Origin of the sequence: Ramlibacter monticola, assembly GCF_016722785.1 — a bacterium.
Lineage (GTDB): Bacteria > Pseudomonadota > Gammaproteobacteria > Burkholderiales > Burkholderiaceae_C > Ramlibacter > Ramlibacter monticola.
Window position 1 is genome coordinate 172,612 of the sequence record NZ_JAEQNE010000005.1, and the last position, 22,622, is coordinate 195,233.

At 70.1% G+C, this 22,622-nt stretch carries 25 protein-coding genes; 7 read left to right on the forward strand and 18 right to left on the reverse strand.

Annotation, left to right across the window (positions count from 1 at the left end; genetic code table 11):
- Nucleotides 1-52: 52 nt before the first annotated feature.
- The 3 genes from JJ685_RS19555 to JJ685_RS19565 all read left to right on the forward strand — a co-directional run bounded on the left by JJ685_RS19555 (nt 53) and on the right by JJ685_RS19565 (nt 2,571).
- Nucleotides 53-1,171, forward strand: a complete 1,119-nt coding sequence (locus JJ685_RS19555) for a CaiB/BaiF CoA transferase family protein (protein ID WP_201676012.1) — start codon at nt 53-55, stop codon at nt 1,169-1,171.
- A 45-nt stretch (nt 1,172-1,216) separates the two neighbouring features.
- On the forward strand, nt 1,217-2,035 hold the full coding sequence (locus JJ685_RS19560) for a GntR family transcriptional regulator (protein WP_201676013.1): 819 nt from the start codon (nt 1,217-1,219) through the stop codon (nt 2,033-2,035).
- 371 nt (nt 2,036-2,406) lie between these two features.
- Nucleotides 2,407-2,571: a hypothetical protein gene (locus JJ685_RS19565; RefSeq protein ID WP_201676014.1), complete on the forward strand. Its 165-nt coding sequence runs from the start codon at nt 2,407-2,409 to the stop codon at nt 2,569-2,571.
- Here JJ685_RS19565 and JJ685_RS19570 read toward each other — a convergent pair.
- The 4 genes from JJ685_RS19570 to JJ685_RS19585 form a co-directional block, all read right to left on the reverse strand.
- A complete protein-coding gene (locus JJ685_RS19570) occupies nt 2,543-3,109 on the reverse strand; it encodes a DUF1439 domain-containing protein (protein WP_201676015.1) in 567 nt (188 codons plus the stop codon). The two genes, JJ685_RS19565 and JJ685_RS19570, sit on opposite strands and share 29 nt — an antisense overlap.
- Nucleotides 3,110-3,170: 61 nt before the next feature.
- A complete protein-coding gene (locus tag JJ685_RS19575) occupies nt 3,171-4,514 on the reverse strand; it encodes an amidohydrolase family protein (protein WP_201676016.1) in 1,344 nt (447 codons plus the stop codon).
- A complete protein-coding gene (locus JJ685_RS19580) occupies nt 4,511-4,855 on the reverse strand; it encodes a Dabb family protein (RefSeq protein ID WP_201676017.1) in 345 nt (114 codons plus the stop codon). Before JJ685_RS19580 ends, JJ685_RS19575 begins: the two co-directional genes overlap by 4 nt.
- On the reverse strand, nt 4,852-5,691 hold the full coding sequence (locus tag JJ685_RS19585) for an intradiol ring-cleavage dioxygenase (RefSeq protein WP_201676018.1): 840 nt from the start codon (nt 5,689-5,691) through the stop codon (nt 4,852-4,854). Before JJ685_RS19585 ends, JJ685_RS19580 begins: the two co-directional genes overlap by 4 nt.
- A gap of 105 nt (nt 5,692-5,796) precedes the next feature.
- Here JJ685_RS19585 and JJ685_RS19590 point away from each other — a divergent pair, with 105 nt between their 5' ends.
- From JJ685_RS19590 to JJ685_RS19600, 3 genes are read left to right on the forward strand one after another with little or no spacing between them, the layout of a single operon-like run.
- Nucleotides 5,797-6,723 carry a LysR family transcriptional regulator gene (locus JJ685_RS19590; RefSeq protein ID WP_201676019.1) on the forward strand — a complete coding sequence of 309 codons (927 nt, stop codon included), beginning with the start codon at nt 5,797-5,799 and terminating at the stop codon, nt 6,721-6,723.
- Nucleotides 6,724-6,727: 4 nt separating this feature from the next.
- Nucleotides 6,728-8,404, forward strand: a complete 1,677-nt coding sequence (locus tag JJ685_RS19595) for an FAD-dependent oxidoreductase (protein ID WP_201676020.1) — start codon at nt 6,728-6,730, stop codon at nt 8,402-8,404.
- 17 nt (nt 8,405-8,421) lie between these two features.
- Nucleotides 8,422-9,069 (forward strand): dihydrofolate reductase family protein, encoded by a 648-nt coding sequence (locus tag JJ685_RS19600; RefSeq protein WP_201676021.1) that lies wholly within the window; start codon nt 8,422-8,424, stop codon nt 9,067-9,069.
- Between the two features lie 13 nt (nt 9,070-9,082).
- On the opposite strand, the gene JJ685_RS19605 is transcribed toward JJ685_RS19600, so the two are convergent.
- From JJ685_RS19605 to JJ685_RS19650, 10 genes are all read right to left on the reverse strand, one after another.
- Nucleotides 9,083-9,766 (reverse strand): OmpW/AlkL family protein, encoded by a 684-nt coding sequence (locus JJ685_RS19605; protein WP_201676022.1) that lies wholly within the window; start codon nt 9,764-9,766, stop codon nt 9,083-9,085.
- 26 nt (nt 9,767-9,792) lie between these two features.
- Nucleotides 9,793-10,980, reverse strand: coding sequence for an SGNH/GDSL hydrolase family protein (locus tag JJ685_RS19610; protein ID WP_201676023.1), 1,188 nt, complete (start codon nt 10,978-10,980; stop codon nt 9,793-9,795).
- Nucleotides 10,981-11,123: 143 nt separating this feature from the next.
- The gene (locus tag JJ685_RS19615) at nt 11,124-12,185 is read right to left on the reverse strand and encodes a maleylacetate reductase (RefSeq protein ID WP_201676024.1); all 1,062 of its coding nucleotides are present in this window, start codon (nt 12,183-12,185) and stop codon (nt 11,124-11,126) included.
- 5 nt (nt 12,186-12,190) lie between these two features.
- Nucleotides 12,191-13,150: a tripartite tricarboxylate transporter substrate binding protein gene (locus tag JJ685_RS19620; protein ID WP_201676025.1), complete on the reverse strand. Its 960-nt coding sequence runs from the start codon at nt 13,148-13,150 to the stop codon at nt 12,191-12,193.
- A gap of 35 nt (nt 13,151-13,185) precedes the next feature.
- Complete coding sequence (locus tag JJ685_RS19625) at nt 13,186-14,202, reverse strand: NAD(P)-dependent oxidoreductase (RefSeq protein ID WP_269117427.1); 1,017 nt, start codon at nt 14,200-14,202, stop codon at nt 13,186-13,188.
- 46 nt (nt 14,203-14,248) lie between these two features.
- Entirely contained in the window at nt 14,249-15,241 is a 993-nt protein-coding gene (locus tag JJ685_RS19630; RefSeq protein WP_201676027.1) for a Bug family tripartite tricarboxylate transporter substrate binding protein, read from the reverse strand.
- Between the two features lie 32 nt (nt 15,242-15,273).
- Nucleotides 15,274-16,002, reverse strand: coding sequence for an SDR family NAD(P)-dependent oxidoreductase (locus JJ685_RS19635; RefSeq protein WP_201676028.1), 729 nt, complete (start codon nt 16,000-16,002; stop codon nt 15,274-15,276).
- A 121-nt stretch (nt 16,003-16,123) separates the two neighbouring features.
- Nucleotides 16,124-17,329: a 3-oxoadipyl-CoA thiolase gene (gene pcaF, locus JJ685_RS19640; RefSeq protein WP_201676029.1), complete on the reverse strand. Its 1,206-nt coding sequence runs from the start codon at nt 17,327-17,329 to the stop codon at nt 16,124-16,126.
- A gap of 22 nt (nt 17,330-17,351) precedes the next feature.
- Complete coding sequence (locus tag JJ685_RS19645; RefSeq protein WP_201676030.1) at nt 17,352-17,993, reverse strand: 3-oxoacid CoA-transferase subunit B; 642 nt, start codon at nt 17,991-17,993, stop codon at nt 17,352-17,354.
- Between the two features lies 1 nt (nt 17,994).
- The gene (locus JJ685_RS19650) at nt 17,995-18,696 is read right to left on the reverse strand and encodes a 3-oxoacid CoA-transferase subunit A (protein WP_201676031.1); all 702 of its coding nucleotides are present in this window, start codon (nt 18,694-18,696) and stop codon (nt 17,995-17,997) included.
- An 88-nt stretch (nt 18,697-18,784) separates the two neighbouring features.
- On the opposite strand from JJ685_RS19650, the gene JJ685_RS19655 reads away from it, so the two are divergent.
- Nucleotides 18,785-19,585, forward strand: a complete 801-nt coding sequence (locus JJ685_RS19655; RefSeq protein WP_201676032.1) for an IclR family transcriptional regulator domain-containing protein — start codon at nt 18,785-18,787, stop codon at nt 19,583-19,585.
- Here JJ685_RS19655 and JJ685_RS19660 read toward each other — a convergent pair.
- Genes JJ685_RS19660 through JJ685_RS19675 form a run of 4 tightly spaced genes read right to left on the reverse strand, consistent with a single transcriptional unit; the run spans nt 19,582 to nt 22,621 of the window.
- Nucleotides 19,582-19,980, reverse strand: a complete 399-nt coding sequence (locus JJ685_RS19660) for an OsmC family protein (protein ID WP_201676033.1) — start codon at nt 19,978-19,980, stop codon at nt 19,582-19,584. The two genes, JJ685_RS19655 and JJ685_RS19660, sit on opposite strands and share 4 nt — an antisense overlap.
- Nucleotides 19,977-21,017, reverse strand: coding sequence for a branched-chain amino acid ABC transporter permease (locus JJ685_RS19665; protein ID WP_236599127.1), 1,041 nt, complete (start codon nt 21,015-21,017; stop codon nt 19,977-19,979). The genes JJ685_RS19660 and JJ685_RS19665 overlap by 4 nt, the downstream gene beginning before the upstream one ends.
- 31 nt (nt 21,018-21,048) lie before the next feature.
- Entirely contained in the window at nt 21,049-21,918 is an 870-nt protein-coding gene (locus JJ685_RS19670; protein ID WP_201676034.1) for a branched-chain amino acid ABC transporter permease, read from the reverse strand.
- 1 nt (nt 21,919) lies between these two features.
- Nucleotides 21,920-22,621: an ABC transporter ATP-binding protein gene (locus tag JJ685_RS19675; protein ID WP_201676035.1), complete on the reverse strand. Its 702-nt coding sequence runs from the start codon at nt 22,619-22,621 to the stop codon at nt 21,920-21,922.
- Nucleotide 22,622 lies beyond the last annotated feature (1 nt).

The following is a 22,622-nucleotide window of genomic DNA, read 5'->3' on the forward strand; positions in this document are numbered from 1 at the left end:
ACATACCCCAGCGGTCGCTTTCCAGTATAGCTTGGTATAGTTGTACGTACATATGAAGCTCGAAGGCATCCGGGTCCTCGACCTCTCCAACTTCCTCCCCGGCCCGCTGCTGTCGCTGACGATGGCGGACCACGGCGCCGAGGTGATCAAGATCGAGCAGCCCGGCGAAGGCGACCCGGGCCGCCACATCGGGCTCTCGGACGGCCCGCACACGGTCTTCTTCCGCAACCACAACCGCGGCAAGAAGAGCCTCGTGCTGGACCTGAAGAAAGACGCCGACCGCGCCGCGCTGCTGGAACTGGCCGCGACCGCCGACGTGTTCGTGGAATCCTTCCGCCCCGGCGTGGCGAAGCGGCTCGGCGTGGACTACGCGGCGCTGCGCGCACGCAATCCGCGCATCGTGTACTGCTCGATCAGCGCCTTCGGCCAGGACGGCCCCTACCGCGACCGGCCCGCGCACGACCTCGCCCTGGAGGCGCTCACGGGCGCGCTGAGCCTCAACGTCGGCACCGACGACGGCAAGCCCGCCATCCCCGGCCTGCCGCTCGCGGATCTCCTGAGCGGGATGAACGGGTTGGCCGCCGTGCTCATGGCCTTGCTGCGCCGCCAGGCCACGGGCGAAGGCGACTGCATCGACATCTCCATGATGGACAGCATGGTGGCCGCCCTGCGCAACGTGGTGGGCCCGACCTTCGCCGAGGGGCGCCAGCCCGACCCGAAGCAGGAGCGCACCACCGGCGGCGGGGCGTTCTACCGCATCTACGAGACGCGCGATGGCGGCCGCATCGCGCTGGCGGGGCAGGAGCCGAAGTTCGTCCACGCGCTGCTCCGGGAGCTCGGGCGACCCGACTTCGCCCCCCTTTGCCTGCAGGGGCCGGGGGCCCACCAGAAGCCGGTCATGGACTTCCTGGCCCAGGCGTTCCGCGAGCACACGCGCGGGGAATGGGAGGAGCGACTGGCGAAGCTGGACGTCTGCTTCGGCGGCGTGAACACCTTGCCGGAGGCCTTCCGCGATCCGCAAGTGCTGGCGCGCGGCATGGTGCTGCGCGACGAGGCCGGGCTCCCGCACATCGCCAGCCCGATCCGCTTCCTGAACGAACCGGGCACGCCCAGCCTGCGCTCGCCCGGGCTCGACGAGCACCGGGACCTCGTGCGCGGCTCGCGGCCCTGAGTCGCCGCGCGGCTTGCCGCAGTGGCGCTGATGCAGAATCCGACCATGCCCCGAACAGCGAAGAAGGTCCCGCCGGCACCGGCCCGCAGCAAGCCGGCGCAGCCGCGCAAGCGGGTGCTGCCGCGGCTCTCGCTGGCCACTGGGGAACCCCTCTACAAGCAGCTGGTGCAGTCGCTGCGCAACGACATCCTGCGCGGCGTGTTTCCCGTGGGCTCGCAGCTCCCGGCCGAAGAGGGACTGGCGGAGCGCTTCGCCGTCAGCCGCCACACGGTGCGCGAGGCGCTGCGGCAGTTGCGCACCGACGGCCTGGTCTCTTCGCGCCAGGGCTCCGGCACCACGGTGATGCCGCCGCCGCCCAGTACGCCCTTCAACGTGCACCGGGTCGCGTCGATCGACGAACTGATGGCCTATGCCGTCGAGAGCCGCTACGAGGTGGAGCGCACCGACGTGGTCGCCAGCGAGGACGTGTCGCAAGCGGAGCTGGACCTGCCGCCCGGCCGCCGGTGGCTGCGCCTGCAGGGCTTCCGCCTCGGCGACGAGCCGGCGAGCCCGCCCGTGTGCTGGACCGAGGTGTTCGTGGCGGGCGAGTACGCCGGCGTGGAGCGCCTCATCGGCCGCCAGCGCGGCCCGATCTGGCGCCTGATCGAGGACCTCTACGGCGAACGGCTGGTGGAGGTGGAGCAGACGCTGCGCGTGCGCCCCGTGCCCGCGGAGATCGCCGGGCCCCTGCACGTGGAGCCGAACTCGACGGTCGTCGAGGTGCGCCGCACCTACAAGACGACCGCGGACAAGGTCGCGGAAGTGTCGGTGAACCTGTATCCGGGCGAGAAGTTCCGCTTCAGCATGAAGCTGCGCCGCGCCTAGGAGCCTGGGCGGCAGAGAAACGGGCCTGCGCCGGGGCCTGGGAGCCTGACAGCCTAGGCGCGGTCGAGGCCGCGTACTTTACGTACGCAAGGAGACCGCAACGACGGCTGGCGGGCTCCCAGGCCCCGGCCCGGAGGGTTGGGCCTGCAAGGGGCCGGCTGCGTCGTTGCAGGAACGGGTCAAGCCACCCGGGCTTGACCCGTTCCCGCGCCTAGCATCCAGCCCCTTGCAGGCCCAACGCAGGCCCGTTTCTCTGCCGCCCAGGCTCCTAGCCCCCGGCATTTTTCGCGTTGACCGACGCCGCCCGCAGTGCCTATGCTTGGCCATCGCTGAAGGACCGGATCGGCGCGCCCGATCCAAGGAGGCTGGCCATGCCCACCATCGTGCATCGAGGATCCCGCTCCATCGCGTCGGTACCGCGGCTGGCACATGCGGCGATCGTGGCGCTGCTCGTGATCGCGGCGCTCGCGGCACCGCTGGCGCTCGCCGGGGACCAGCTGGCGTGCGTCAGCCCGGTGGCGCCGTCTTCGGCCTGAAGAAGACCGTCACGCCCTCGTCGGTCACCAGCAGTTCGCCGGGCTCGAACCCCATCGTCTCCGGCAGGGCGAGCTCGCGCTCCGACATCCGGTGCAGGACCACCTCGCCGAGCTGCTGCGCCAGCGCGGGCAGCAGGCCCTGGAGGGCCCGCAGCGACTCCCGGTCCATGCCCGGCCAGCGGAAGTCCAGGAACTCCGGCTCGCGGCCGCGCACCGTCCGGTCCGTCGCTTCGTAGCGCAGGCCGAACACGACTTCCAGTTCGGCGGCCATGCCCTGCGCCGCCGGCAGCCCCGCGATCTCGACCTGGAGAGCGGCACCCAGCTTGTTGCGCGCCGGCAGCAGCAGCAGGCGCGGCGCGCTGACCTGCACCTGCAGCAGCCCGGCCAGGGGCAGGCGCTGGGGAAAGCGCGCCGAGAGCGCCTCGTACAGTTCCGCGGCGGAAATGCGGTGTCGCGGCCGGGGCGGTGCCTCTTCGGCCGCGAGCAGACGCCCCGCCGACCAGCAGGCGAGCGCGACCATGAGCAGCCTTCGATCCATCGTCGGCCCATTGTGGCGCGCGATCGTGTCGCGCGTGCAAACCGGCGGAGGGTGGCCCGGCTCAGGCGGACAGGCCCATGGCCCGCGTGATCCTGCGGCCGGAGGCGCGCAGCCGTTCCACGTCGCGGGACAAATCCCCCGCCAGCAGCCGACCGCCGCGCTTCTTCCATTGCCCGGCGAGCATCACGCTGTCGATGTTGGCCAGCGAGGCCTGGAACACCACGCTGCTCACCGGGTCGTGCACCGGCTGCATGTTGAGGTCGGTCGCGCGGATCACCACCAGGTCGGCCTGCTTGCCGGGCGCCAGCGTGCCGATGCGATCGAGCTGCTGCAGCATCCGCGCGCCTTCCACCGTCACCCACGACAGCGCCTCGCGCGTCGTGATCGTGGAGGTGGGCGGGATGGTGCCGTGCTGCTCGCGGTACGCCACGTTGTCCAGGCTGCGCTGCATGCCGAGCGCCACGCGCGCCTGCGTCAGCATGTCGCCGGAGAGCACGCTTTCCAGGTCGACGCCGAGCGAAGGCGCGCGGCCGAAGCGCCGCAGGCGGCCCGTCAGGGGATGGCCGTGGCCCTGCGACATCTCGTTCTCCGCCGCCGCCGAGAAGCTCATGCCCAGCTCGCAGAAGCGCTGCAGCTGTTCGTCGGACAGCGCGTGGCCGTGCACGATGTTGATGCTGGGGCCGAGCAGGCCCGCGGCCTCCAGCCGCTGCCAGCCCTCCGGCGTGCGCGCGGGGCCGCCGCCCTGGTGCAGCGACGCGATCAGGCCCAGCTCGCGCGCCATCCGGAAGTCGTGCATCGCCACGTCCAGCGTGGCGTAATGCGGGCCCAGCACGGCCACCTGGATCGACAGCAGGGGATGCCCCTGATGCTTCTTCAGCAGGCGCTCGACCTCGTGGCGCGGATGCGGCACTTCCCAGAACGGCGTCTGGCCCGGCCTGGGCTCGGGCTTGGGCGTGCCGTGGAAGAAGGCGGCGCGGATCCCGCTGGAGAGCAGGCCTTCGATCGCGGCGTCGTTGTGCGCCGGCGTCGGGTTGTTGTGGCACCAGTCGGCCAGCGTGGTCGTGCCGCAATCCAGCTGGTTCAGCGCGCCCACGCGCGTGGCGATGTAGAGGTCCTCCGGCTGGAAGGCAGTGGCGAGGCCGGCGTGCATCTTCTGGAAGTACTCGAGGAGCGTCCAGTTGGCCGCCACGCCGCGCAGCGCGGTCTGCCAGGTGTGCATGTGGGCGTTGACGAGGCCGGGAATGACGATGTGGCCGGGGAGGTCCACGACTTCGGCGTCGTCGACGGCGAGCGTGGGAGCGATCGCCGCGATGCGGTCGTCTTCGACCAGGAGGTCGCCGGTGGGCAGGTCGCCCTGGCGATCCATCGTGAGGAGGGTGGCGCCGCGCAGGAGGGTTCGTTTCATGGAGCGTCCCCATCCCGGCCCTCCCCCGGAGGGGCAGGCAGCGAGACTTCGTAGTCGACCTGGTGGCGGTGCGTGCGGATCTCGCCGATCTCGCGCTTCACCCGCAGGTGTTCCGGATGCGTGGCATAGGCGTCCAGCGCCGCCTGCGATTCGAACTCGCTCACCAGGACCACGTCGCAGGCGTAGTCGACGCGGCTCGCATCCACGCCGATCTCCAGGTGCAACAGGCCCGGCACGCGGCCGCGCAGGCTGTCGAAGCTGCGTTTCAGGCGCTCGACGTTGGCGGCCTTCTCCTCGCGCGTGTCGCCCCGCACGTTCCACATGACGATGTGGCGGATCATGCCGATTCCTTCGCGGGGTTCAGCGCGAAGTCGTAGGCGACCAGGTACGTGCCATCCGGCTGGCGCACCCAGTCGGCGATCAGCGACTGGCGCACGCCGAACACCGCGTCCGAATCCAGGTACGGGTCGCCGTCGCGGAACACGTGCGTGATCAGCGTCTCGTAGCCCGGCGCCCGGATCATGAAGTGCAGGTGCGCGGGCCGCCAGGGGTGGCGCTTCGTCGCCTTCAGCATGTCGCCCACCGGGCCGTCGTCGGGGATCGGATAGGCCTCGGCCAGGACCGAGCGGAAGTGGTATTCGCCGCGGCCGTTGGCGTGCAGCACGCCGCGCGCCTGGTGCTGCGGCAGGTCCTCGCGCTGGACGTCGTACTTGCCTTCGGCGTCGGCCTGCCAGACGTGGATCTCCGCGCCGGGCACGGGTTCGCCGTTCAGGCCACGCACGGTGCCCCGTACCTGGCAGGGGATGCCGGCGGCGCCGTTCGCGACGTCCTCGCCCAGGTCGTAGTGCGGCGCGCCCTCGACGTAGAAGGGGCCGAACACCGTCGCCTCGGTGCAGCCGGCCGGCTTGTCCTGGTTCATCGCCACGGTCAGCATCGACAGGCCCAGCGTGTCCGACAGCAGGATGAATTCCTGGCGCCGGTCGTCGGTGATGTGCCCCACCCGCGTGAGGAATTCGATGCCCTGGAACCACTCCTGCTCGGTCAGCTTCACCTCGCGGGCGAAGGCATGCAGGTGCTGCACCAGGCTGGTCATGATCTCCTTCAGGCGCGGATCGGGCGTGTCCGCGAAGCGGGCGATCACGGCCTGGGTGATGTTGTCCTGGGTGAGGTTGCGCATGCGGCTTTCTCCTTGGGCGGGACTCTAGGGCGGGGCCATAATTTGCGAAAGACCGCCGCGGCAAATGAGTTTTCCGCCGCGCGCAAGAAAGCAGGAGACGAGCCTTTGGATCGCTGGACCGAGATGGCGCTGTTCGTGCAAGTGGCCGAAACCGGCAGCCTGAGCCGTGCGGCCGAGGAACTGGGCCTGTCCAATGCCGCGGCCAGCCGGCACCTGTCGGCCCTGGAGGAAAGACTGGGCGCGCGGCTGGTGGAGCGCAACACGCGGCGCCTCTACCTCACGGAGACGGGGCAGGAGTTCCTGCGTCGCAGCAAGTCCCTCCTGGCCGACCTGCAGGATGCCGAGTCGGCAGTCAACGCCGCCACGCTCAAGCCCACGGGGACGCTGCGCGTCACGGCCTCGCTGTCCTTCGCGATGCACCACATCGCTCCGCTGCTGCCGGAGTACAGCAGGCGCTACCCCGAGGTGACGGTGCACGTCGAGACGGCCAACCGCTACCTGGACCTGATCGACAACAACATCGACGTCGCGATCCGCACGCGCGAATTCGAGCCGGACTCCAACATCACGATCCGCCGGCTGGCGGAGACGCGCCGCATCCTCGCCGCCTCGCCCGGGTACCTCGGCCGCGCCGGCACGCCGCGCAGGCTGGAAGACCTGGCGCAGCATTCGCTGCTGGTCTATACCTACGCCAACAACCCGCACGAGCTGCGTTTCACGCGCGATGGCGAGACGAGCGCCGTCGCCATCAAGGGCGTGCTGGAGTCCAACGACGGCCAGGTGCTGCGCGCCGCGGCCCTGAAGGACCACGGCATCCTGGTGCAGCCGACCTACATCCTCTACGACGACATCGTGGCCGGCCGGCTGGTGCCGGTGCTCGACGCCTGGGACCTGCCGCGGCTCACCGTCAACCTCGCCTATCCCAGCCGCAAGCACCTGAGCGCCAAGGTCCGCACCTTCATCGACTTCCTCGCCGAACACTTCGACCGCATGGACTACGAGCGCAAGTGGACCGCGCGCTTCGGCTACTGAAGCCATGCAGGAACTCGAGACCGACGTCCTGATCGCCGGCGGGGGACCCTGCGGGCTGATGCTGGCCAACGAACTGGGCCGGCGCGGCATCCGCACGCTGCTGGTCGACACGAAGCCCGGCACGGCCTTCAACCCGCAGGCCAATGCGACGCAGGCGCGCACCATGGAGCACTTCCGCCGGCTCGGCTTCGCGCACGAGGTGCGGGCCCAGGGCCTGCCGGCGGACCATCCCACCGACATCGCCTATTTCACGCGCTACACGGGGCGGGAGCTGGCGCGGCTGTCGCTGCCGACGGCGGGGCAGGCGGTGCGGAACGTGCGCGGCATGGGCGGCTCGTGGAGCGCGGCGGAACTGCCGCATCGGGTGTCGCAGAAGTTCGTGGAGGCGATTCTCCGGCGGCATGCGCAAGGGCATGCAAGCAACGACATCCGGTATGGGTGGAGGCTGGAGGAATTCGAGGACACCGGCGAGGAGGTGCGGGCCGTCGTGTGCCCACACCTCAACCCTCTCCCGGACGGGCAGGGAGGAAGCCAGCGGGTCCGGGCGAAGTACCTGGTCGGCGCCGACGGGCCGCGCAGCTTCGTTCGCAGCACGTTGGGCATCGCCTGGGGTGGTGGGACCGGGGTGCGGCGCGACTTCATGGGCGGGGTGATGTTCGCCGTGTACCTGCGCGCTCCCCGGTTCTACGCGGTGTTCCCGCACGCGCAGGCCTGGATGTACGTGACCGTGAATGCGCAACGGCGCGCCTTCATGGCCTCGGTGGACGGGCAGTCGGAGTTCGCGTTCCACGCGGCCGTGCACGAGGGCGAGGACCCGGAGCGCTGGACCGAGGGCGATGCGCGGCGGGTGTTCGCGCAGGCGCTCGGGCGCGAGATCCCGATCGAGGTGCTGTCCTTCGGGACCTGGACGGCGGGCCATTCGTTGGTCGCGCAGACCTTCCACCGCGGCCGCGTGTTCATCGCCGGCGATGCCGCCCACCTGTTCACCCCGACCGGTGGACTGGGCTACAACACCGCGGTCGAGGACGCGGTGAACCTCGCGTGGAAGCTCGCCAGCGCCGTGCGCGGCCGCAATCCGCCCGCGCTGCTGGACAGCTACGAGATCGAGCGCAAGCCGCTCGCCGTGCGCAATACGGGCTATGCGCGGCACTTCGCCGATTCGGTGGGCCTGTTCCCGGCGCGGCCGGATCTGGAGCTCGAGGGTCCCGCGGGCGAGGCAGCGCGGCGCGAGGCCTCGCTGCACCTCAACGCGCACGTGCGGCTGGAGTTCAACATTCCGGGGGTGACCTTCGGCGGCCGCTACGAGCGCTCGCCGCTGATCGTGGCGGAAGCCGGGCTGCCCCCCGCGGACGAGGCCAACCAGTACGTCCCCACGGCACGCCCCGGCGGCCGCCCGCCGCACGCGTGGCTGGAGGACGGGCGTTCCCTCTTCGACAGCTTCCATCCCGAATGGACCCTGCTCGCGCTCGGTCCGCAGGTGCCGTCCACCGCGGCTTTCGAACACGCGGCGCAGGCGCTCGGGATGGACCTGCGCGTCGTGCGGCATCCGGCGCCGGCGCTATGCGAACTCTACGAAGCGCCGCTCGCGCTGGTGCGGCCCGACCAGATCGTGGCGTGGCGCGGCTCGCATGCGCGCGGTGCCGAGCGTATCCTGCGCAAGTCGACCGGCTTTTCCTGGTGAGCCTCCCGGAGGTGCCCATGTCCAAAGTGAAAGTCCAGGCCTTCTCGATTTCCATCGACGGCTACGGCGCCGGCCCCCACCAGAGCCTGCAGGCTCCGCTGGGCATCGGCGGCGAGACGCTGCACCAGTGGTTCGTTCCGACCCAGACCTTCCGCCGCATGACGGGGCAGGAGGGCGGCACGGGCGGCGTGAACGACGACTTCGCCCGCCGTTCCATGGAAGGCATGGGCGCCTGGATCCTGGGCCGCAACATGTTCGGGCCGGTGCGCGGCCCCTGGCCCGACGACGAGTGGAAAGGCTGGTGGGGCGCCAGTCCGCCCTATCACGTGCCGGTGTTCGTGCTGACGCACCACCCGCGCGCCCCGCTGCCCATGGAGGGCGGCACCACCTTTCACTTCGTCACCGGCGGGATCCACGAGGCGCTGGAGCGCGCGCGGGACGCGGCCCGGGGCAAGGACATCCGCATCGGCGGCGGCGTGGCGACGGTCCGCCAGTACCTGCAGGCGGGGCTGGTCGACGAGATGCACCTCGCGGTGTCGCCCACGCTGCTCGGGCGCGGCGAGGCGCTGCTGGCCGGCATCGACCTGCCGGCGCTCGGCTTCCGGTGCACGCGCCACGTGGGCGCCGACGAGGCGCTGCACGTGGTGCTCGCGAAGGGCGCCTGAGGCGCCCGCCCGCTCAGAAGCGCATCCCCACCGCCAGCCGGAACACGTTCGGGTCGATCTTCGCCTCGATCGTCTGTCCGGTGTTCAGCGTCGTCTTCGTCTTCAGGAAGGACTTCGCGTACTGGGCATCGACGAACCAGCGCTCGTTGATCATGGCCGTGACGCCCAGCCCCGGCGTCAGGCTGAAGCGGTTCTCCACGTCGATCTGCGTCCCGCCCGGCGGGTTGATCGGGTTGACGGCGTTCAGCGTGGCGCTGCCCTGTTCGTCGTGGTTGTACGTGTAGGTCAGGCCCAGCATCACATAGGGCCGGATGCGCTGCGTCGGCTCGAAGAAGCGGTACTGCGCGAACACGGTGATCGGCAGCGTGCGCACGGTGGCGATCTGCCCGACCCCGGCGATCGCGCCGGCGCCCTGGATCTTCTGCTTGAAGCCCAGCCCGATCGGTACCTCCACCGACCAGTTGTCCGTGATCATGCGGCCGATGAAGATGGTGGGCTGCGTGTCGGAGTCCACGTCGATCTGCGTGCCCGGCGCCGACGGCGGCGACAGGTTGCCGCTGGAGACGTCCGGCGCGATGTGCGTCACGCCGATGCCGCCGAACCAGCTGCCGGCGGCGCCCTGGGCATGGGCGCCGGCAGCGCCCAGCGCCAGCGTGGCCGCCGCGAGAAGGCGGCACAGGATTTCGTTGTTGTGCATGGTTTCGTTCCTTGCTCGCGTTGCGTTCAGAGCCAGCCCGCCCGCGCCAGCGCGCGGCTGGTCGACGCGGCCAGCAGGCGATGGCCGTAGGGCGTGGGATGGAAGCCGTCGGAGAAGGTCCACGACTGCCACCAGCCGGGTGCGAGACCGGCGGGCGGATTGGCGTCCAGCGCGGCCGACGTGCAGCGGGCGGCCTGCGCCGGGCTGTCGAAGAAGGTGACGCCGACCACCGCGCAGGCCGGCGTGGTCACGTTGCTCAGCGCGAAGTCCACCGGATGCGTGACCTCCTCGGTGAAGTCAGCGTTGAACGGCACCACCATCACGCGCGCATCGGCCCCGACGTCGGCGCGCAGCCTGGCGTTGAACGCATCGGTCCATTGCCGCATCAGGGCCTGCACCTGGGCCGCGGCCGCCGCGCCGGCGGCACCGCCTCCGTTGGCGGGCGCGACCACCTGCGTGAAGACGGCCTGGATGCGGGGCGTCAGGGTGATGTCGGGCATGTCGAGCACGGCCACGTGGGTGGCGCCCCGGTCCAGCGCGTTCGCCTTGACGGCGCCGGAGTAGGTATCGGCCAGCTTCTGCATGTAGAGCACGGCCGCCGTGGCCGCGCCGTTCGGCTGCGGGAGCGTGGCGGCGATGGTCGCGGGATCGAGCTGCTGCGCGAGGAAGGCCGCGTAGCGCTGGCCGCCCTGGCCCTGCGGATCGGCGGCGGCGCCGAGGAAGGCCGTCAGCAGGTCGCCCGAATCGTTGCCCCCGCCATCCACCAGCACCAGGTCGGTGGCGCTGTAGGTCCCGCCCACGGCCTGGGCCGCGGCGCCGAGCTGGAACACGACCGATTGCGGCGACGCTTGTCCCCCCCCGGCATCCGGGTTCCGGATCCGGCCGCCGCCGATCGCGAAGTTCGTGCAGCCGGCGCGGCTGTTGGGAGCGAAGGTGGCGCCGGTGAAGACGAAAAAGTTGCACTGGCTGTTCACGCCGAAGTTCTGCGCCACGATCTGCGGGAACACCGGGAAACCGTTCGCCGGGTCGGCCGAGTTCTGCACGGTGAACTTGACGCCGCCGAAGGTGCCGACGTCGGCGAGGCTGTCGCCGGCCACCACCACGCGCGAGATGGCGACCTTGGGACCGGCGGGATCGTCGCCACCGCCGCAGCCGGCCAGCAGCGCGACCGCTGCAGCGAGGACCGCGAGCAGCGGACTTCTTCCTGTTTGCATGCTTGTCTCCACAAAAATAGAACGACCGTTCGATTTGGAACGGCAAAGCTTACCGGCGGAGATCCCGGCCACCCATCAGGGTTTGCGCGTGAAGGCGGGTAAACGCTGCGTGGCCGCCCGCTGCGCGGCCGCCCGGCGGGCACTCAGGCGGAAGGCCTGCGGCCCTCGAAGGCGTCCTGCAGCAGCTGGCGCAGGGCCTCGGCCTCCAGCGGGCGCGGGTTGGGATACTGGTTCTGCAGCGCGATGGCGCAGGCCCGGTCCAGGTCGTCGGCCTTCATGCCGATCTCGCGCAGCGCCACCGGCGCGCCGTTGTGCTGCGCCAGCTCGTACACCGCCTGCGCGGCGCTGCGGCCTTCGAGCGCGCGGGCGATGCGCTCCATGGCCCGCGGCGCCGCCTTGGCGTTGTAGGCCAGCGCGTGCGGCAGGACGATGGTGTGCGTCTCGGCATGCGGCAGGTTGAAGCTGCCGCCCAGCGTATGGCACAGCTTGTGGTGCAAGGCCATGCCGACGTTGCCCAGCACGATGCCGCACAGCCAGGCCCCATACAGCGCCGCGGAGCGCGCCTCCAGGTCCTGCGGGTCGGCCCGGAGGCCGGGCAGCGCGCCACCCAGCGCGCGGATGCCCTCTTCCGCCATCAGGTCCATCACCGGGTTGGCGTCGACGGCGTAGAGGCCCTCGGCGGCGTGCGCGATCGCGTTGATGCCGCTGGTGACGCTGAGGCCCACCGGCAGCGTGAGCGTGAGCTCGGGGTCGTAGATCACGGTGCGGGGCAGGACCTTCGCATCGCGGCCCGTCTTCTTCAGGCCGGCCTCGGTGATGCCGTAGATCGGCGTCATCTCGCTGCCCGCGTAGGTGGTGGGAATGGCCAGGATGGGCAGGCCCGAATCGAGGGCGATGGCCTTGCCCAGGCCGGTGGTGGAGCCGCCGCCCACGGCCACCGCGCAGTCGGCATCGAGCTTGCGCGCCAGCTCGCGCGCCTCGCGCGCCGTCTCGATCGGCACGTGCATGACCGCGCGGTCGAACACGCCGGCGGCCTTGTCGCCCAGCATGTCCGCGACACGCTCGGCCGACGCGCGCTGCTCCGGCGTGGACAGCACCAGCGCGCGCCGCGCGCCCAGGGTCTCGATCTCCTTGCCCAGTTGCGACAGCGCGCCGGCGCCGAACACCACGCGCCCGGGCTGGCCGTTGTAGACGAAGCTTCGCATGCGCGTCACTGCGCCTTGAGGTTGGCGGCCTTCGCGATCTGCGCAGCCGCGCCCATCTCGGTGCGGATGTAGGCGTTGAACTGTTCCGGCGCCATCGTGAAGGGCTCGGCGCCGAGCTTCACGAGGCGCTCCTTCACCTCGGGGCTGTTCAGGGCCTTGAGCGCCTCGTCGTGCAGGCGCTGCACCACCGGGGCGGGCGTCGCCGCCGGCACGATCATGCCGACCCAGAACGTGTAGTCGGAATCCGCGATGCCGGCCTCCACGGTGGTCGGCACCTCCGGCAGCACGGGCGAACGCTGCGAGGTGCTGACGGCCAGCGCCTGCAGCTTGCCGTCGCGGATCAGCGGCAGGGCCGAGGACAGCGGCGCGAAGAACCAGTCGTTGCGGCCGCCGATGACGTCGGTGAGCGCCTCCGGAGTGCCCTTGAAGGGGACGTGCTGCGCCTCGATGCCGGCCCGCAGCTTGAACTTCTCCGCGTTCATGTGGGTCGCGCTGCCCATGCCGGCGGACGCGTAGTTCAGCTGGCCGGGCTTCGCCTTGGCGGCCGCCACCAGGTCGGCGACCGACTTCCATCCCCTCGCCGGCGAGACCACCAGCACGTTGGGCAGGGCCGCCAGGGGCGTGACGCCGGTCAGGTCCTTCAGCGTGTCGTACTGCAGCGCGGGATAGATGGCCGGATTGAGCGCGTGCCCCGAGGAGTGGATCAGGATCGTGTAGCCATCGGGATCGCTCTTGGCCACCTGCGCGGCGCCGATCGTGCCGCCGGCGCCGGGTTTGTTCTCGATCACCACCGGCTGCCCCAGGTTCTTCGCCATCACGTCGCCGACCGTGCGGGCGATGATGTCGGTGCCGCTGCCCGCCGTGAAGGGCACGACCATCCGGATCGGCTTGCCGGGCCACGCGCCCTGCGCGGCGACGGCGGCCGCGAACAGCGTGGAGGCCAGCAGGGTGAGGATGCGCTTCATGGCTTGTCTCCTGGGGTGGGGATTGGCTGGACGGCTCAGGATTGCAGGCCGTCGCTCACCTGCACGTTCTCGGGCTGGAGCTCCAGGCCGGCGTCGCGCGCCAGCTCCTGCAGCAGCACGGCGAAGTCGATGTGGTCGTAGCCGCGGCCGACCAGCCGCGCGACCGACTCGCGCGTCGCCGCTGCCGCGGGCATCGCCACGCCGTGCGCCCTGGCGGCGCCCATGCCGAGGTCCATGTCCTTCAGCAGCAGCTTGGGCGTGAAGGTCACCTGGTCGAAGCCGAGGTTCGTGAGCACCGGCGTCTTGTAGCGCGTGTACATCGAGCCCAGCACCGAGTCGTTGATGCTTTCCAGGAACACGTGGCGCGGGATGCCGGCCTTCTCGGCCAGCACGGTGATCTCGCACAGGTTCTGGATCACCACGCCGAACATGGTGTTGTGGGCGATCTTCCAGATGCGCGCCAGCTCGCCCTCGCCCACCCACATGGCCTTGCGGCCCATCGCCTGCAGGTAGGGCTCGACCTTATCGTAGAGGGCCCGGGGGCCGGAAGCGACGATCAGCAGCTTGCCGGCCTTGGCCACCTTGGCATTGCCGGAGACGGGGGCGCAGAGGTAGGCCACGCCCATGGCTTCGAGCCGGGCGCGGATCTCGGCCGAGCCCTCCTGCGAGATCGAGGAGCTGTCGACCACCACCTGGGGCTTCTTCGCACCCGTGACGAGGCCGCCTTCGGCGAACAGCACTTCCTTGAGGTCGTCGGTGGTGGACACCATGGTGAAGACCACCGCGCAGCCGGCCAGCTCCGTCTTGTGGCCGGCGAGTTCGGCGCCGTACTCGCGCAGCGGCTCGGCCTTGCTGCGCGTGCGGTTCCACACCGTGGCGCCGTGGCCGGCCGCGAGCAGCCTTTTCACCATCGCCTCGCCCATGCGCCCGAGGCCGATCCATCCGATCTGGTTCGCCATTGCCTGCCGTTCCTTGTGTGAGGATTGGCGGCAGTGTCTTGCGTGGGCCCGGGTCGTGGCAAGACGGGCGGCGGAATTCAGTTTTCCTGCCAAAGAAAAAGGCGGCCCGCAGGCCGCCTTTGGCTCGCTCGGTGGACGTTCAGTCGGCGGTGGCGCCCGAGTCCTTCACCACCTTGCTCCACTTCGCCGTCTCCTTGCGGATGAACTCGGCGAACTGCTCCGGCTTCTCGCCGTAGGGCTCGGCGCCCTGCTCCGCCAGTTTCTTCTTCACTTCCGGTTCGGCCAGCACCTTCACCAGCGCACCGTTGAGCTTGGCGAGCACCGGGGCCGGCGTGCCGGCCGGCGCGAACATGCCGAACCAGGACGTGGCCTCGTAGCCGGGCACGCCGGCTTCGGCGATGGTCGGCACGTCGGGCAGCTCGGGCGAGCGCTTGGCCGTGGTCACCGCCAGGGCGCGCAGCTTGCCGGCACGCACGTGCTGGATGGCCGAGGGCATGTTGTCGAACATGACGTCGATCTGCCCGCCGATCAGGTCGGACACGGCCGGCGCGCTGCCCTTGTAGGGCACGTGCACCATGTCCACCTTGGCCATCGCGTTGAACAGCTCGCCCGACAGGTGGATCGAGCTGCCGCTGCCGGAGGAGCCGAAGTTCACCTTGCCCGGATTGGCCTTGGCGTAGGCGATCAGCTCCTTCACGTTCTTGTACGGCTTGCCCGGATTCGCGACCAGCAGGTTCGGGACCATGGCCACGCGGGTGAGCGGGACGAAGTCCTTGATCGGGTCGAAGGGCATCTTCTTGTACAGGCTCTGGTTGATGGCGTGCGTGCCGACCGTGCCCATGAACAGGGTGTAGCCGTCGGGCGCGGCCTTGGCCGCCAGCGCGCCGCCGATGTTGCCGCCCGCGCCGGCGCGGTTGTCGATGATCACCGGCTGGCCGAGTTCCTTGGTGAGGGCCTGGCCGACCACGCGGGCCAGGATGTCGGTCGTGCCGCCGGCGGCGAAGGGCACGACGATGGTGATGGGCTTGTTGGGATAGGCCTGGGCGGCGGCGTCCAGGGGCGCCGCGACGGAGGCCGCGAGGGCGAGGCCGGCCAGCACGATCTGGCGGCGGGAGGCTTGGATGCTTTTCATGTTCAGTAGGGGGAGGAAGAGGGAAGTCGGGATCAGACGGGAGCGAGCCCCAGCGTCGTGCCGCCGCAGACGTACAGCACCTGGCCGGTGACGAAGCCGTTGTCCGGCGAGAGGAAGAACAGCGCGGCGCGGGCCACGTCGTCCGGCGTGCCCATGCGCTTGACCACGATGCTGTCGAGGATGCGCTGGGTGCGTGGCGCACCCTCCGGGTTGCTCTGGCGGAACAGCTCGGTGGCGATCGGCCCGGGGGCGATCGCGTTGACCGTGATGCCGTCGCCGCCCAGTTCCATGGCCAGGGTGCGGGTCATGCCCACGAGGCCCGCCTTGGCCGCCGAATAGGCGATGCGCTCGGTCTTGCCCAGCGCGGCGCGTGAGGCCATGTTGACGACGCGCCCCTGGCCGCAGGCGCGCAGCGCGGGCAGGAAGGCCTGCGTGAGCAGCAGGGTGGCCTGGAGCGTCAGGGCGTTGACGTACGCCAGGTCTTCCGCGGTTTGGCTATCGATGGTGCCGGGGCGGGTGGCGCCGGCGTTGTTGACGAGCGCGACGATGTCGAACTCGTTGGCGATCTGCGCGGCGCGCTCGCGGGTGGCGTCCGCGCGCGTGAGGTCCGCCTGGAAGTTCGCCAGCTTCGGATGCGACCAGTCGGGCAGCTTGTAGTCGAGATTGACGACGGTGCGGCCCTGCGCGAGCAGCGCTTCGCAGATGGCGCGGCCGATGCCGGAGCTGCCGCCGGTGACGAGGGTTGCTTGGGGCTTGGACATTCGGGGGAAAGCTTGGGGAGGGAGGCTCCCTCTGCCGCTGGCGGGAGAGGGTCGGGGTGAGGGTGGTGTCGGTGCGGGCTTGCCCCTCACCCCCACCCTCTACCCCACGGGCGAGAGGGAGTTAGACCCTCTCGAGGATGACCGCGATGCCCTGGCCGACGCCGATGCACATCGTGCACAGCGCATACCTTCCACCGCTCGCATGCAGCTGGTTCACCGCCGTCGTCGCCAGCCGCGCCCCGGACGCTCCCAGCGGGTGGCCGAGCGCGATCGCGCCGCCGTTCGGGTTCACGCGCGCGTCGTCGTCCTTCAGGCCCAGCGTGCGCAGCACGGCGAGGCCCTGGGCGGCGAAGGCTTCGTTCAGTTCGATCACGTCGATCTGTTCCAGCTTCAGGCCGGTCAGCGCCAGCACCTTCTGCGTCGCGGGGGCCGGGCCGATGCCCATCACGCGCGGCGGCACGCCGGCGGTGGCCATGCCCACCACGCGGGCGCGCGGCGTCAGGCCGTTCTTCGCGGCCGTGGCTTCGTCGGCCAGCAGCAGTGCGCAGGAGCCGTCGTTGACGCCGCTGGCATTGCCGGCGGTCACCGTGCCATCGGGCCTGACCACGCCCTTGAGCTTGCCCAGCGCCTCCAGCGAAGTCTCGCGGGGATGTTCGTCCTTGCTGACGACGATCGCCTCGCCCTTCTTCTGCGGGATGGTCACGGGCGTGATCTCGGCGTCGAAGAAGCCGCGCTTCTGCGCCGCCACCGCCTTCAGCTGCGAGGCCAGCGCCATGCGGTCCTGCGCTTCGCGCTCGATCTTGTAGTCGGTCGCCACGTTCTCCGCCGTCTCGGGCATGGAGTCGACGCCGTACTGCTCCTTCATCAGCTTGTTGACGAAGCGCCAGCCGATGGTGGTGTCGTACACCGCGTTCGTGCGCGAGAAGGCCGAGTCGGCCTTGGGCATCACGAAGGGCGCGCGGCTCATGCTCTCCACGCCGCCGGCGATCATCAGCGAGGCCTCGCCGGCCTTGATCGCGCGCGCCGCGGTGCCGAGCGCATCGAGGCCGGAGCCGCACAGGCGGTTGATCGTGGCACCCGGCACGTCCAGCGGCAGGCCCGCCAGCAGGCTGGCCATGTGGGCGACGTTGCGGTTGTCCTCGCCGGCCTGGTTGGCGCAGCCGTAGAGGAGGTCGGTGACGGCCTGCCAGTCGACCTTGGGGTTGCGCGCCATCAGCGCCTTGAGCGGGATGGCCGCGAGGTCGTCGGTGCGCACCGAGGACAGGGCGCCGCCGTAGCGGCCGAAGGGCGTGCGGATCGCATCGCAGATGAAGGCTTGTCTCGTCATGTCAGGGTTCTCCGGTGATCAATCAGGCCGCGATCGGCAGGCCCACGAGTCGCTCCAGTTCCGCGTGCGAGAGGCCATCGACCATGTCGACCAGCTTCAGGCCCTGCGGCGTGCAGGCGAGCGTACAGACTTCGGTATAGATTTTCTTGACGCAACCGATACCCGTGAGCGGATAGGTGCAGCGTTCGACGACCTTGCTCTCGCCCTTCTTGGTCAGCAGGTCCATCATCACCCAGGTTTCCTTGGCGCCGATGGCGAGGTCCATCGCGCCGCCGACCGCCGGGATCGCGCCGGGTTCGCCGGTGCTCCAGTTGGCCAGGTCGCCCGTGGCCGAGACCTGGAAGGCGCCCAGCACGCAGATGTCGAGATGGCCGCCCCGCATCATCGCGAACGAGTCGGCGTGGTGGAAGTAGGCGCCGCCCGCCAGCAGCGTGACGGGCTGCTTGCCGGCGTTGATCAGGTCGTAGTCCTCGTCGCCTTCGGCGGGCGCCGGGCCCATGCCGAGGATGCCGTTCTCGCTGTGCAGGATCACTTCGCGGCCGGCGGGGATGTGGTTGGCCACCGTGGTCGGCATGCCGATGCCGAGGTTCACGTAGGCGCCGTCGAAGATGTCCTGCGCGACGCGTTTCGCCAGCTGGTCCTTGGTTCGCTTCTCGTAGGGCATGTCACGCCGCCTTCCTGAAACCGGCCGCCTGGGTGGCGACGCGGGGGATCTTCACGATCCGGTTGACGAAGATCCCGGGCGTGACGATCGCTTCCGGATCGAGCTCGCCCAGTTCCTTGATCTCGTGCACCGTGGCCACGGTCATCTTTGCGGCCGAAGCCATCACCGGGCCGAAGTTGCGCGCCGCCTTGCGGTACACCAGGTTGCCCCAGCGGTCGCCCGCTTCGGCCTTGACCAGGGCCACGTCGCCGTGGATCGGGTATTCCAGCACGTACTGCTTGCCGTCGATCTCGCGGGTCTCCTTGCCCTTGGCCAGGTCGGTGCCGTAGGCCGTGGGGCAGAAGAAGGCGCCGATGCCGGCGCCGGCGGCGCGGATGCGCTCGGCCAGGTTGCCCTGCGGCACCAGCTCGAGTTCCAGCTTGCCGCTGCGGTACAGCTCGTCGAACACCCAGCTGTCCACCTGGCGGGGGAAGCTGCAGACGATCTTGCGCACGCGGCCGGCCTTCAGCAGCGCGGCCAGGCCGTAGTCGGCGTTGCCCGCGTTGTTGTTGACGACGACCAGGTCCTTGGCGCCTTGCTCGATGAGGCCGTCGATCAGTTCGGCCGGGATGCCGGACGTGCCGAAGCCGGCGATCAGGACGGTGCTGCCGTCGCGCACGTCCTGCAGGGCCTCGGCGATCGAGGCCACGATCTTGTTGATCATGCGGGGTCCTTGGGAAGGGGATCCGGGGAGAAGGCGATTCGTTCGATCTTAGTTCGCTAATCGAACAACTGTTCGTATAATGAATTCTATGCCAAATGCCGCGCCGCACCAAGACCCTACGGCCGACCTGCGTCCGGGGGACTCGTACGTGCAATCGTTCGCACGCGGGCTGGAGGTGATCCGGTCCTTCAGCGCCAGCGCGCCGCGCCAGACGCTGACGGAGGTCGCCACCCGCACCGGGCTCACGCGCGCCGGAGCGCGCCGCATCCTGCTGACCTTGCAGACGCTGGGCTACGTCGCGAGCGACGGCAAGCTGTTCGCGCTGACGCCGCGCATCCTGGACCTCGGCTTCGCCTACCTGTCCTCGATGCCGATCTGGAACGTGGCCGAGCCGGCGATGGAAGCGCTGGTGGAGCAGGTGAAGGAATCGTGTTCGGCCGGCGTGCTGGAAGGCACGGACATCGTCTACGTGCTGCGCGTGTCGACGCGCAAGATCATGCGCAACACGCTCGGCGTGGGCTCGCGCCTGCCCGCGTACTGCACCTCGCTCGGCCGCATGCTGCTGGCGGGGCTGCCCGACGAGCAGGTGCTCAATCTGTTGCGCGCCTCGCCCATCGAGGCGCGCACACGGCACACGATCACCGAGGTCGACGCGCTGCTCGCCAAGGTGCAGCAGGCGCGCCGGCAAGGCTGGTGCCTGGTCAACCAGGAACTGGAGGAAGGCCTGGTGTCGATGGCCGCGCCCATCGTCGACCGCACGGGCGCCACCATCGCCGCGCTGAACATCAGCGGCCAGGTGAACCGCACTCCGCCGCGGCAGATGCAGGAGGCGATGCTGCCGGCGCTGCGCGACGCGGCGCGCGAGGTGTCGCAGCGCCTGGGACGCTAGCGCAGTTCCGTCGCGATCTCGAACTTCTTGTGCAGCACCTTGTGCAGGGGACAGGCGTTCGCCACGCGCAGCAGGTCCTGCTTCTGCTGCTCCGACAGCGCGCCGCCGAAGGTGACCTCGCGCGTCATGCGGTACACCGCATCGTCCTCGTCGTGCACCAGGCTCACCTGCACGCTCTCCAGCGGATATTGCTTGCGCTTCGCGTAGATCTGCACCGTGAGGATGGTGCAGGCGACGAGGGCGGAATCCAGCAGGTCGTGCGGATCGGGATCCTTGCCGCTGCCGCCCAACTGCGGCGTCAGGTCGGCGCGCCAGCGCGCGTCCTTCAGCGAGAGTTCGACCGCGGTGCTGCCCGCGATGCTGCGGCCCTGGACGGGAGCGGAAGACTTGCTCATGGCGGATTCCGGGAAGTGATGGCCCCATTCTGCGGCGCGACGAGCCGGCGTTGGGTCGGAAACAGGGCCCAGCCCCAGTGCTGCTGGGCGTAGCCCCACAGTCCCTGCTTGAAGAAGAGCGTCACCACGATCGCGAGCAGGCCCAGGCCCAGCAGGTACCAGGTCCCCAAGTCGCTGAAGAAGCGGCTGAGCGCCCAGAACACCAGCGCGCCGACGATGGGCCCTTCGATGCGGCCGATGCCGCCGATCACCACCATGAAGATCGCGAACGCCGTCCAGTTGACGCTGAAGGCCGCGTCCGGGCTGATGCGCAGGTTGCCGAGAAAGTACAGCGCGCCCGCGAGCCCGGCGCCAAAGGCCGCGACCGCATAGACGGCCAGCTTCATGCGGCGCACGGCGATGCCCTGCGACTCCGCCGCGGTCTCGTTGTCGCGGATCGCCTGCAGCGCCAGGCCCTGCTTGCTGCGCAGGAACAGGTACACGCCGGCGATGCACGCCACGACCGCGGACAGGGCGAGCCAGTAGGTGAGGCTCTCGCGTGTGGCCCTGGGAATGCCGCGCAGGGCGGTGAGCGTGGTACCGGAGCCGCCGCCCACGGCCGACACGTTGGCAATGGACAGGCGGAACACCTCGGCGATGACCCAGGTGCCGATGGCGAAGTAGCCGCCCTGCAGCCGGAAGGCGATCCAGGAGACGGGCAGCGCAAGCAAGGCGACCGCCAGCGCGGCCACCGGGACGGCCAGGAAGGGATCGAAGCCCGCGAAGTTGCCGAGCGCCAGCATGGCGTAGCCGCCCAGCCCGAAGAAGGCCTGCTGGCCGATGCTGACCATGCCGCCGTAGCCGGCCAGCAGGTTCCACATCATCGCGAACACGAAGTAGCAGGCGATCTCGACGAACTCGCGCATCCAGCTGGAGTCGGCCCAGAGGGGGACGGTCGCAGCCAATGCGACCAGCGCGACGCCCACTCCCAAGGTCGCCCGGTGGGCGCGAGAACCGCGTTCCACCATCACCTCCGTCATCGCCGCGGAACCGCGCATCCAGGGCTCCCCATGGAATACCGCACTCATCTCACCCCCTCGTCTTCGGCCACAGGCCCTGCGGCCGCAGCACCAGCACCGCCAGGAACACCAGGTGGCCGAACCAGATCCCCCAGCCCGGGTCCAGCCGGAACCCGACCTGCTGCGCCAGCCCCAGCAGCATCCCGCCGGCCAGCGTGCCCCAGAAGGAACCCATGCCGCCGATGATCACGGCCTCGAACGCGAACAGAAGCAGCAGCGGCCCGTCCGACGGCGACACGGTCGTGCGCATGGCCTGCAGTACGCCGGCGAGCGCGACCAGCACGAAGGCGATGCCGGTGGCCAGCGCGTAGACCCGGTCCGCATGCAGCCCCATCAGCTCCGCGATCTCTCGATCGTCCGACACGGCACGAAAGGAGCGGCCCAGCGCCGTGGACGAGAACAGCCACTGCAGCGCCGCCGTCGCCGCCACTGCCAGCAACAGGACCAGCAGCGGCAGGGCCCCCACGCGCAAGTCCGCACCCAGGGCGAGGCTGCGCGTCGCGAAGCCTCCGGTCTCGATCGAGCGCGGGTCGGCCGAGAACAGTTCGAGCAGCAGGTTCTGGATCACGACGGCCAGCCCGAAGGTGACGACCAGCGAGGGCAAGGGATCGCGGCCCAGGGTGCCGTTCAGCACGTAACGCTGCAGCGCCCAGCCGAACCCGAAGGCAAGCGGCAGCAGGAGCAGCGCGACGGCGGCGAGCGCCAGTCCCGAACTGCCCACCACCATCAGCCCCGCGACCGCGGCGAAGGCCGCCAGCACGATGAAGTCGCCATGCGCCGTGTTGGTGAGCCGCATCACGCCGAACATCAGCGACTGGCCCAGCGCGAACAGCGTGTAGAGCCCCCCGAGCAACACGGCCTGCGCCAGCAGATCGAGCATGTCACACCCCGAAGTACGCGCGCGAGATCTGCTCGCGCGTGAGCTGGCCGGAGGCACCGGTCAGCGACACCCGGCCTTCCTGCAGGCAATAGAGCCGCTGCGAGACGCGCTGCGCCGTCTGCACGTCCTGCTCCACGACCACCACCGTCATGCCTTCGGCCGTGATGCGCGGCAGCGCCTGGTAGACCTCGCGGATCACGATCGGCGCCAGGCCCAGGGAGAGCTCGTCGCACAGCAGCACTTGCGGATTGCCCATGAGCGCGCGGCCGATCGCCACCATCTGCTGCTCGCCGCCGGAAAGGGAGGGCGCGGGACTGCGCCGCCGTTTCAGCAGCGCGGGAAACAGCTCGTAGACGCGGCGCAGGCTCCAGGCGCCGGGGCGGCGCGCGGCGGCCCCCATCTGCAGGTTCTCTTCCACCGACAGGCTGGAAAAGAGCCGGCGCCCTTCCGGCACCAGGGCGAGCCCGCGCCGCACGATCTCGGCGGGCGCGAGGCCGCCGATGACCTCGCCATGGAAGCGGACCGCCGCGCGCGGCGCCTTCACCAGCCCCGTCAGCGCCTTCAGGAAGGTGGACTTGCCCGCACCATTGGCCCCGATCACCGCCACGATCTCCCCGCGCGCCAGCACGAAGTCGATGCCGAACAAGGCCTGGGCGTCGCCATAGAAGGCCTGCAGCCCGTGGGTGGACAACAGCGGCTCCATC

Excerpts from the sequence above, each read along its gene's own strand:
- JJ685_RS19600 (WP_201676021.1), top strand. The coding sequence starts at position 8,422 with ATGTCCAAAGTGAAAGTCCAGGCCTTCTCGATTTCCATCGACGGCTAC.
- JJ685_RS19670 (WP_201676034.1), bottom strand. The coding sequence starts at position 21,918 with ATGCTCGATCTGCTGGCGCAGGCCGTGTTGCTCGGGGGGCTCTACACG.
- JJ685_RS19610 (WP_201676023.1), bottom strand. The coding sequence starts at position 10,980 with ATGCAAACAGGAAGAAGTCCGCTGCTCGCGGTCCTCGCTGCAGCGGTC.
- JJ685_RS19570 (WP_201676015.1), bottom strand. The coding sequence starts at position 3,109 with ATGGATCGAAGGCTGCTCATGGTCGCGCTCGCCTGCTGGTCGGCGGGG.
- JJ685_RS19665 (WP_236599127.1), bottom strand. The coding sequence starts at position 21,017 with ATGCGCGGTTCCGCGGCGATGACGGAGGTGATGGTGGAACGCGGTTCT.
- JJ685_RS19585 (WP_201676018.1), bottom strand. The coding sequence starts at position 5,691 with ATGCGCAACCTCACCCAGGACAACATCACCCAGGCCGTGATCGCCCGC.
- JJ685_RS19660 (WP_201676033.1), bottom strand. The coding sequence starts at position 19,980 with ATGAGCAAGTCTTCCGCTCCCGTCCAGGGCCGCAGCATCGCGGGCAGC.
- JJ685_RS19575 (WP_201676016.1), bottom strand. The coding sequence starts at position 4,514 with ATGAAACGAACCCTCCTGCGCGGCGCCACCCTCCTCACGATGGATCGC.
- pcaF (WP_201676029.1), bottom strand. The coding sequence starts at position 17,329 with ATGACGAGACAAGCCTTCATCTGCGATGCGATCCGCACGCCCTTCGGC.
- JJ685_RS19645 (WP_201676030.1), bottom strand. The coding sequence starts at position 17,993 with ATGCCCTACGAGAAGCGAACCAAGGACCAGCTGGCGAAACGCGTCGCG.
- JJ685_RS19635 (WP_201676028.1), bottom strand. The coding sequence starts at position 16,002 with ATGTCCAAGCCCCAAGCAACCCTCGTCACCGGCGGCAGCTCCGGCATC.
- JJ685_RS19565 (WP_201676014.1), top strand. The coding sequence starts at position 2,407 with ATGCCCACCATCGTGCATCGAGGATCCCGCTCCATCGCGTCGGTACCG.
- JJ685_RS19630 (WP_201676027.1), bottom strand. The coding sequence starts at position 15,241 with ATGAAAAGCATCCAAGCCTCCCGCCGCCAGATCGTGCTGGCCGGCCTC.
- JJ685_RS19650 (WP_201676031.1), bottom strand. The coding sequence starts at position 18,696 with ATGATCAACAAGATCGTGGCCTCGATCGCCGAGGCCCTGCAGGACGTG.
- JJ685_RS19620 (WP_201676025.1), bottom strand. The coding sequence starts at position 13,150 with ATGAAGCGCATCCTCACCCTGCTGGCCTCCACGCTGTTCGCGGCCGCC.
- JJ685_RS19555 (WP_201676012.1), top strand. The coding sequence starts at position 53 with ATGAAGCTCGAAGGCATCCGGGTCCTCGACCTCTCCAACTTCCTCCCC.
- JJ685_RS19605 (WP_201676022.1), bottom strand. The coding sequence starts at position 9,766 with ATGCACAACAACGAAATCCTGTGCCGCCTTCTCGCGGCGGCCACGCTG.
- JJ685_RS19655 (WP_201676032.1), top strand. The coding sequence starts at position 18,785 with ATGCCAAATGCCGCGCCGCACCAAGACCCTACGGCCGACCTGCGTCCG.
- JJ685_RS19675 (WP_201676035.1), bottom strand. The coding sequence starts at position 22,621 with ATGGAGCCGCTGTTGTCCACCCACGGGCTGCAGGCCTTCTATGGCGAC.
- JJ685_RS19615 (WP_201676024.1), bottom strand. The coding sequence starts at position 12,185 with ATGCGAAGCTTCGTCTACAACGGCCAGCCCGGGCGCGTGGTGTTCGGC.
- JJ685_RS19595 (WP_201676020.1), top strand. The coding sequence starts at position 6,728 with ATGCAGGAACTCGAGACCGACGTCCTGATCGCCGGCGGGGGACCCTGC.
- JJ685_RS19580 (WP_201676017.1), bottom strand. The coding sequence starts at position 4,855 with ATGATCCGCCACATCGTCATGTGGAACGTGCGGGGCGACACGCGCGAG.
- JJ685_RS19560 (WP_201676013.1), top strand. The coding sequence starts at position 1,217 with ATGCCCCGAACAGCGAAGAAGGTCCCGCCGGCACCGGCCCGCAGCAAG.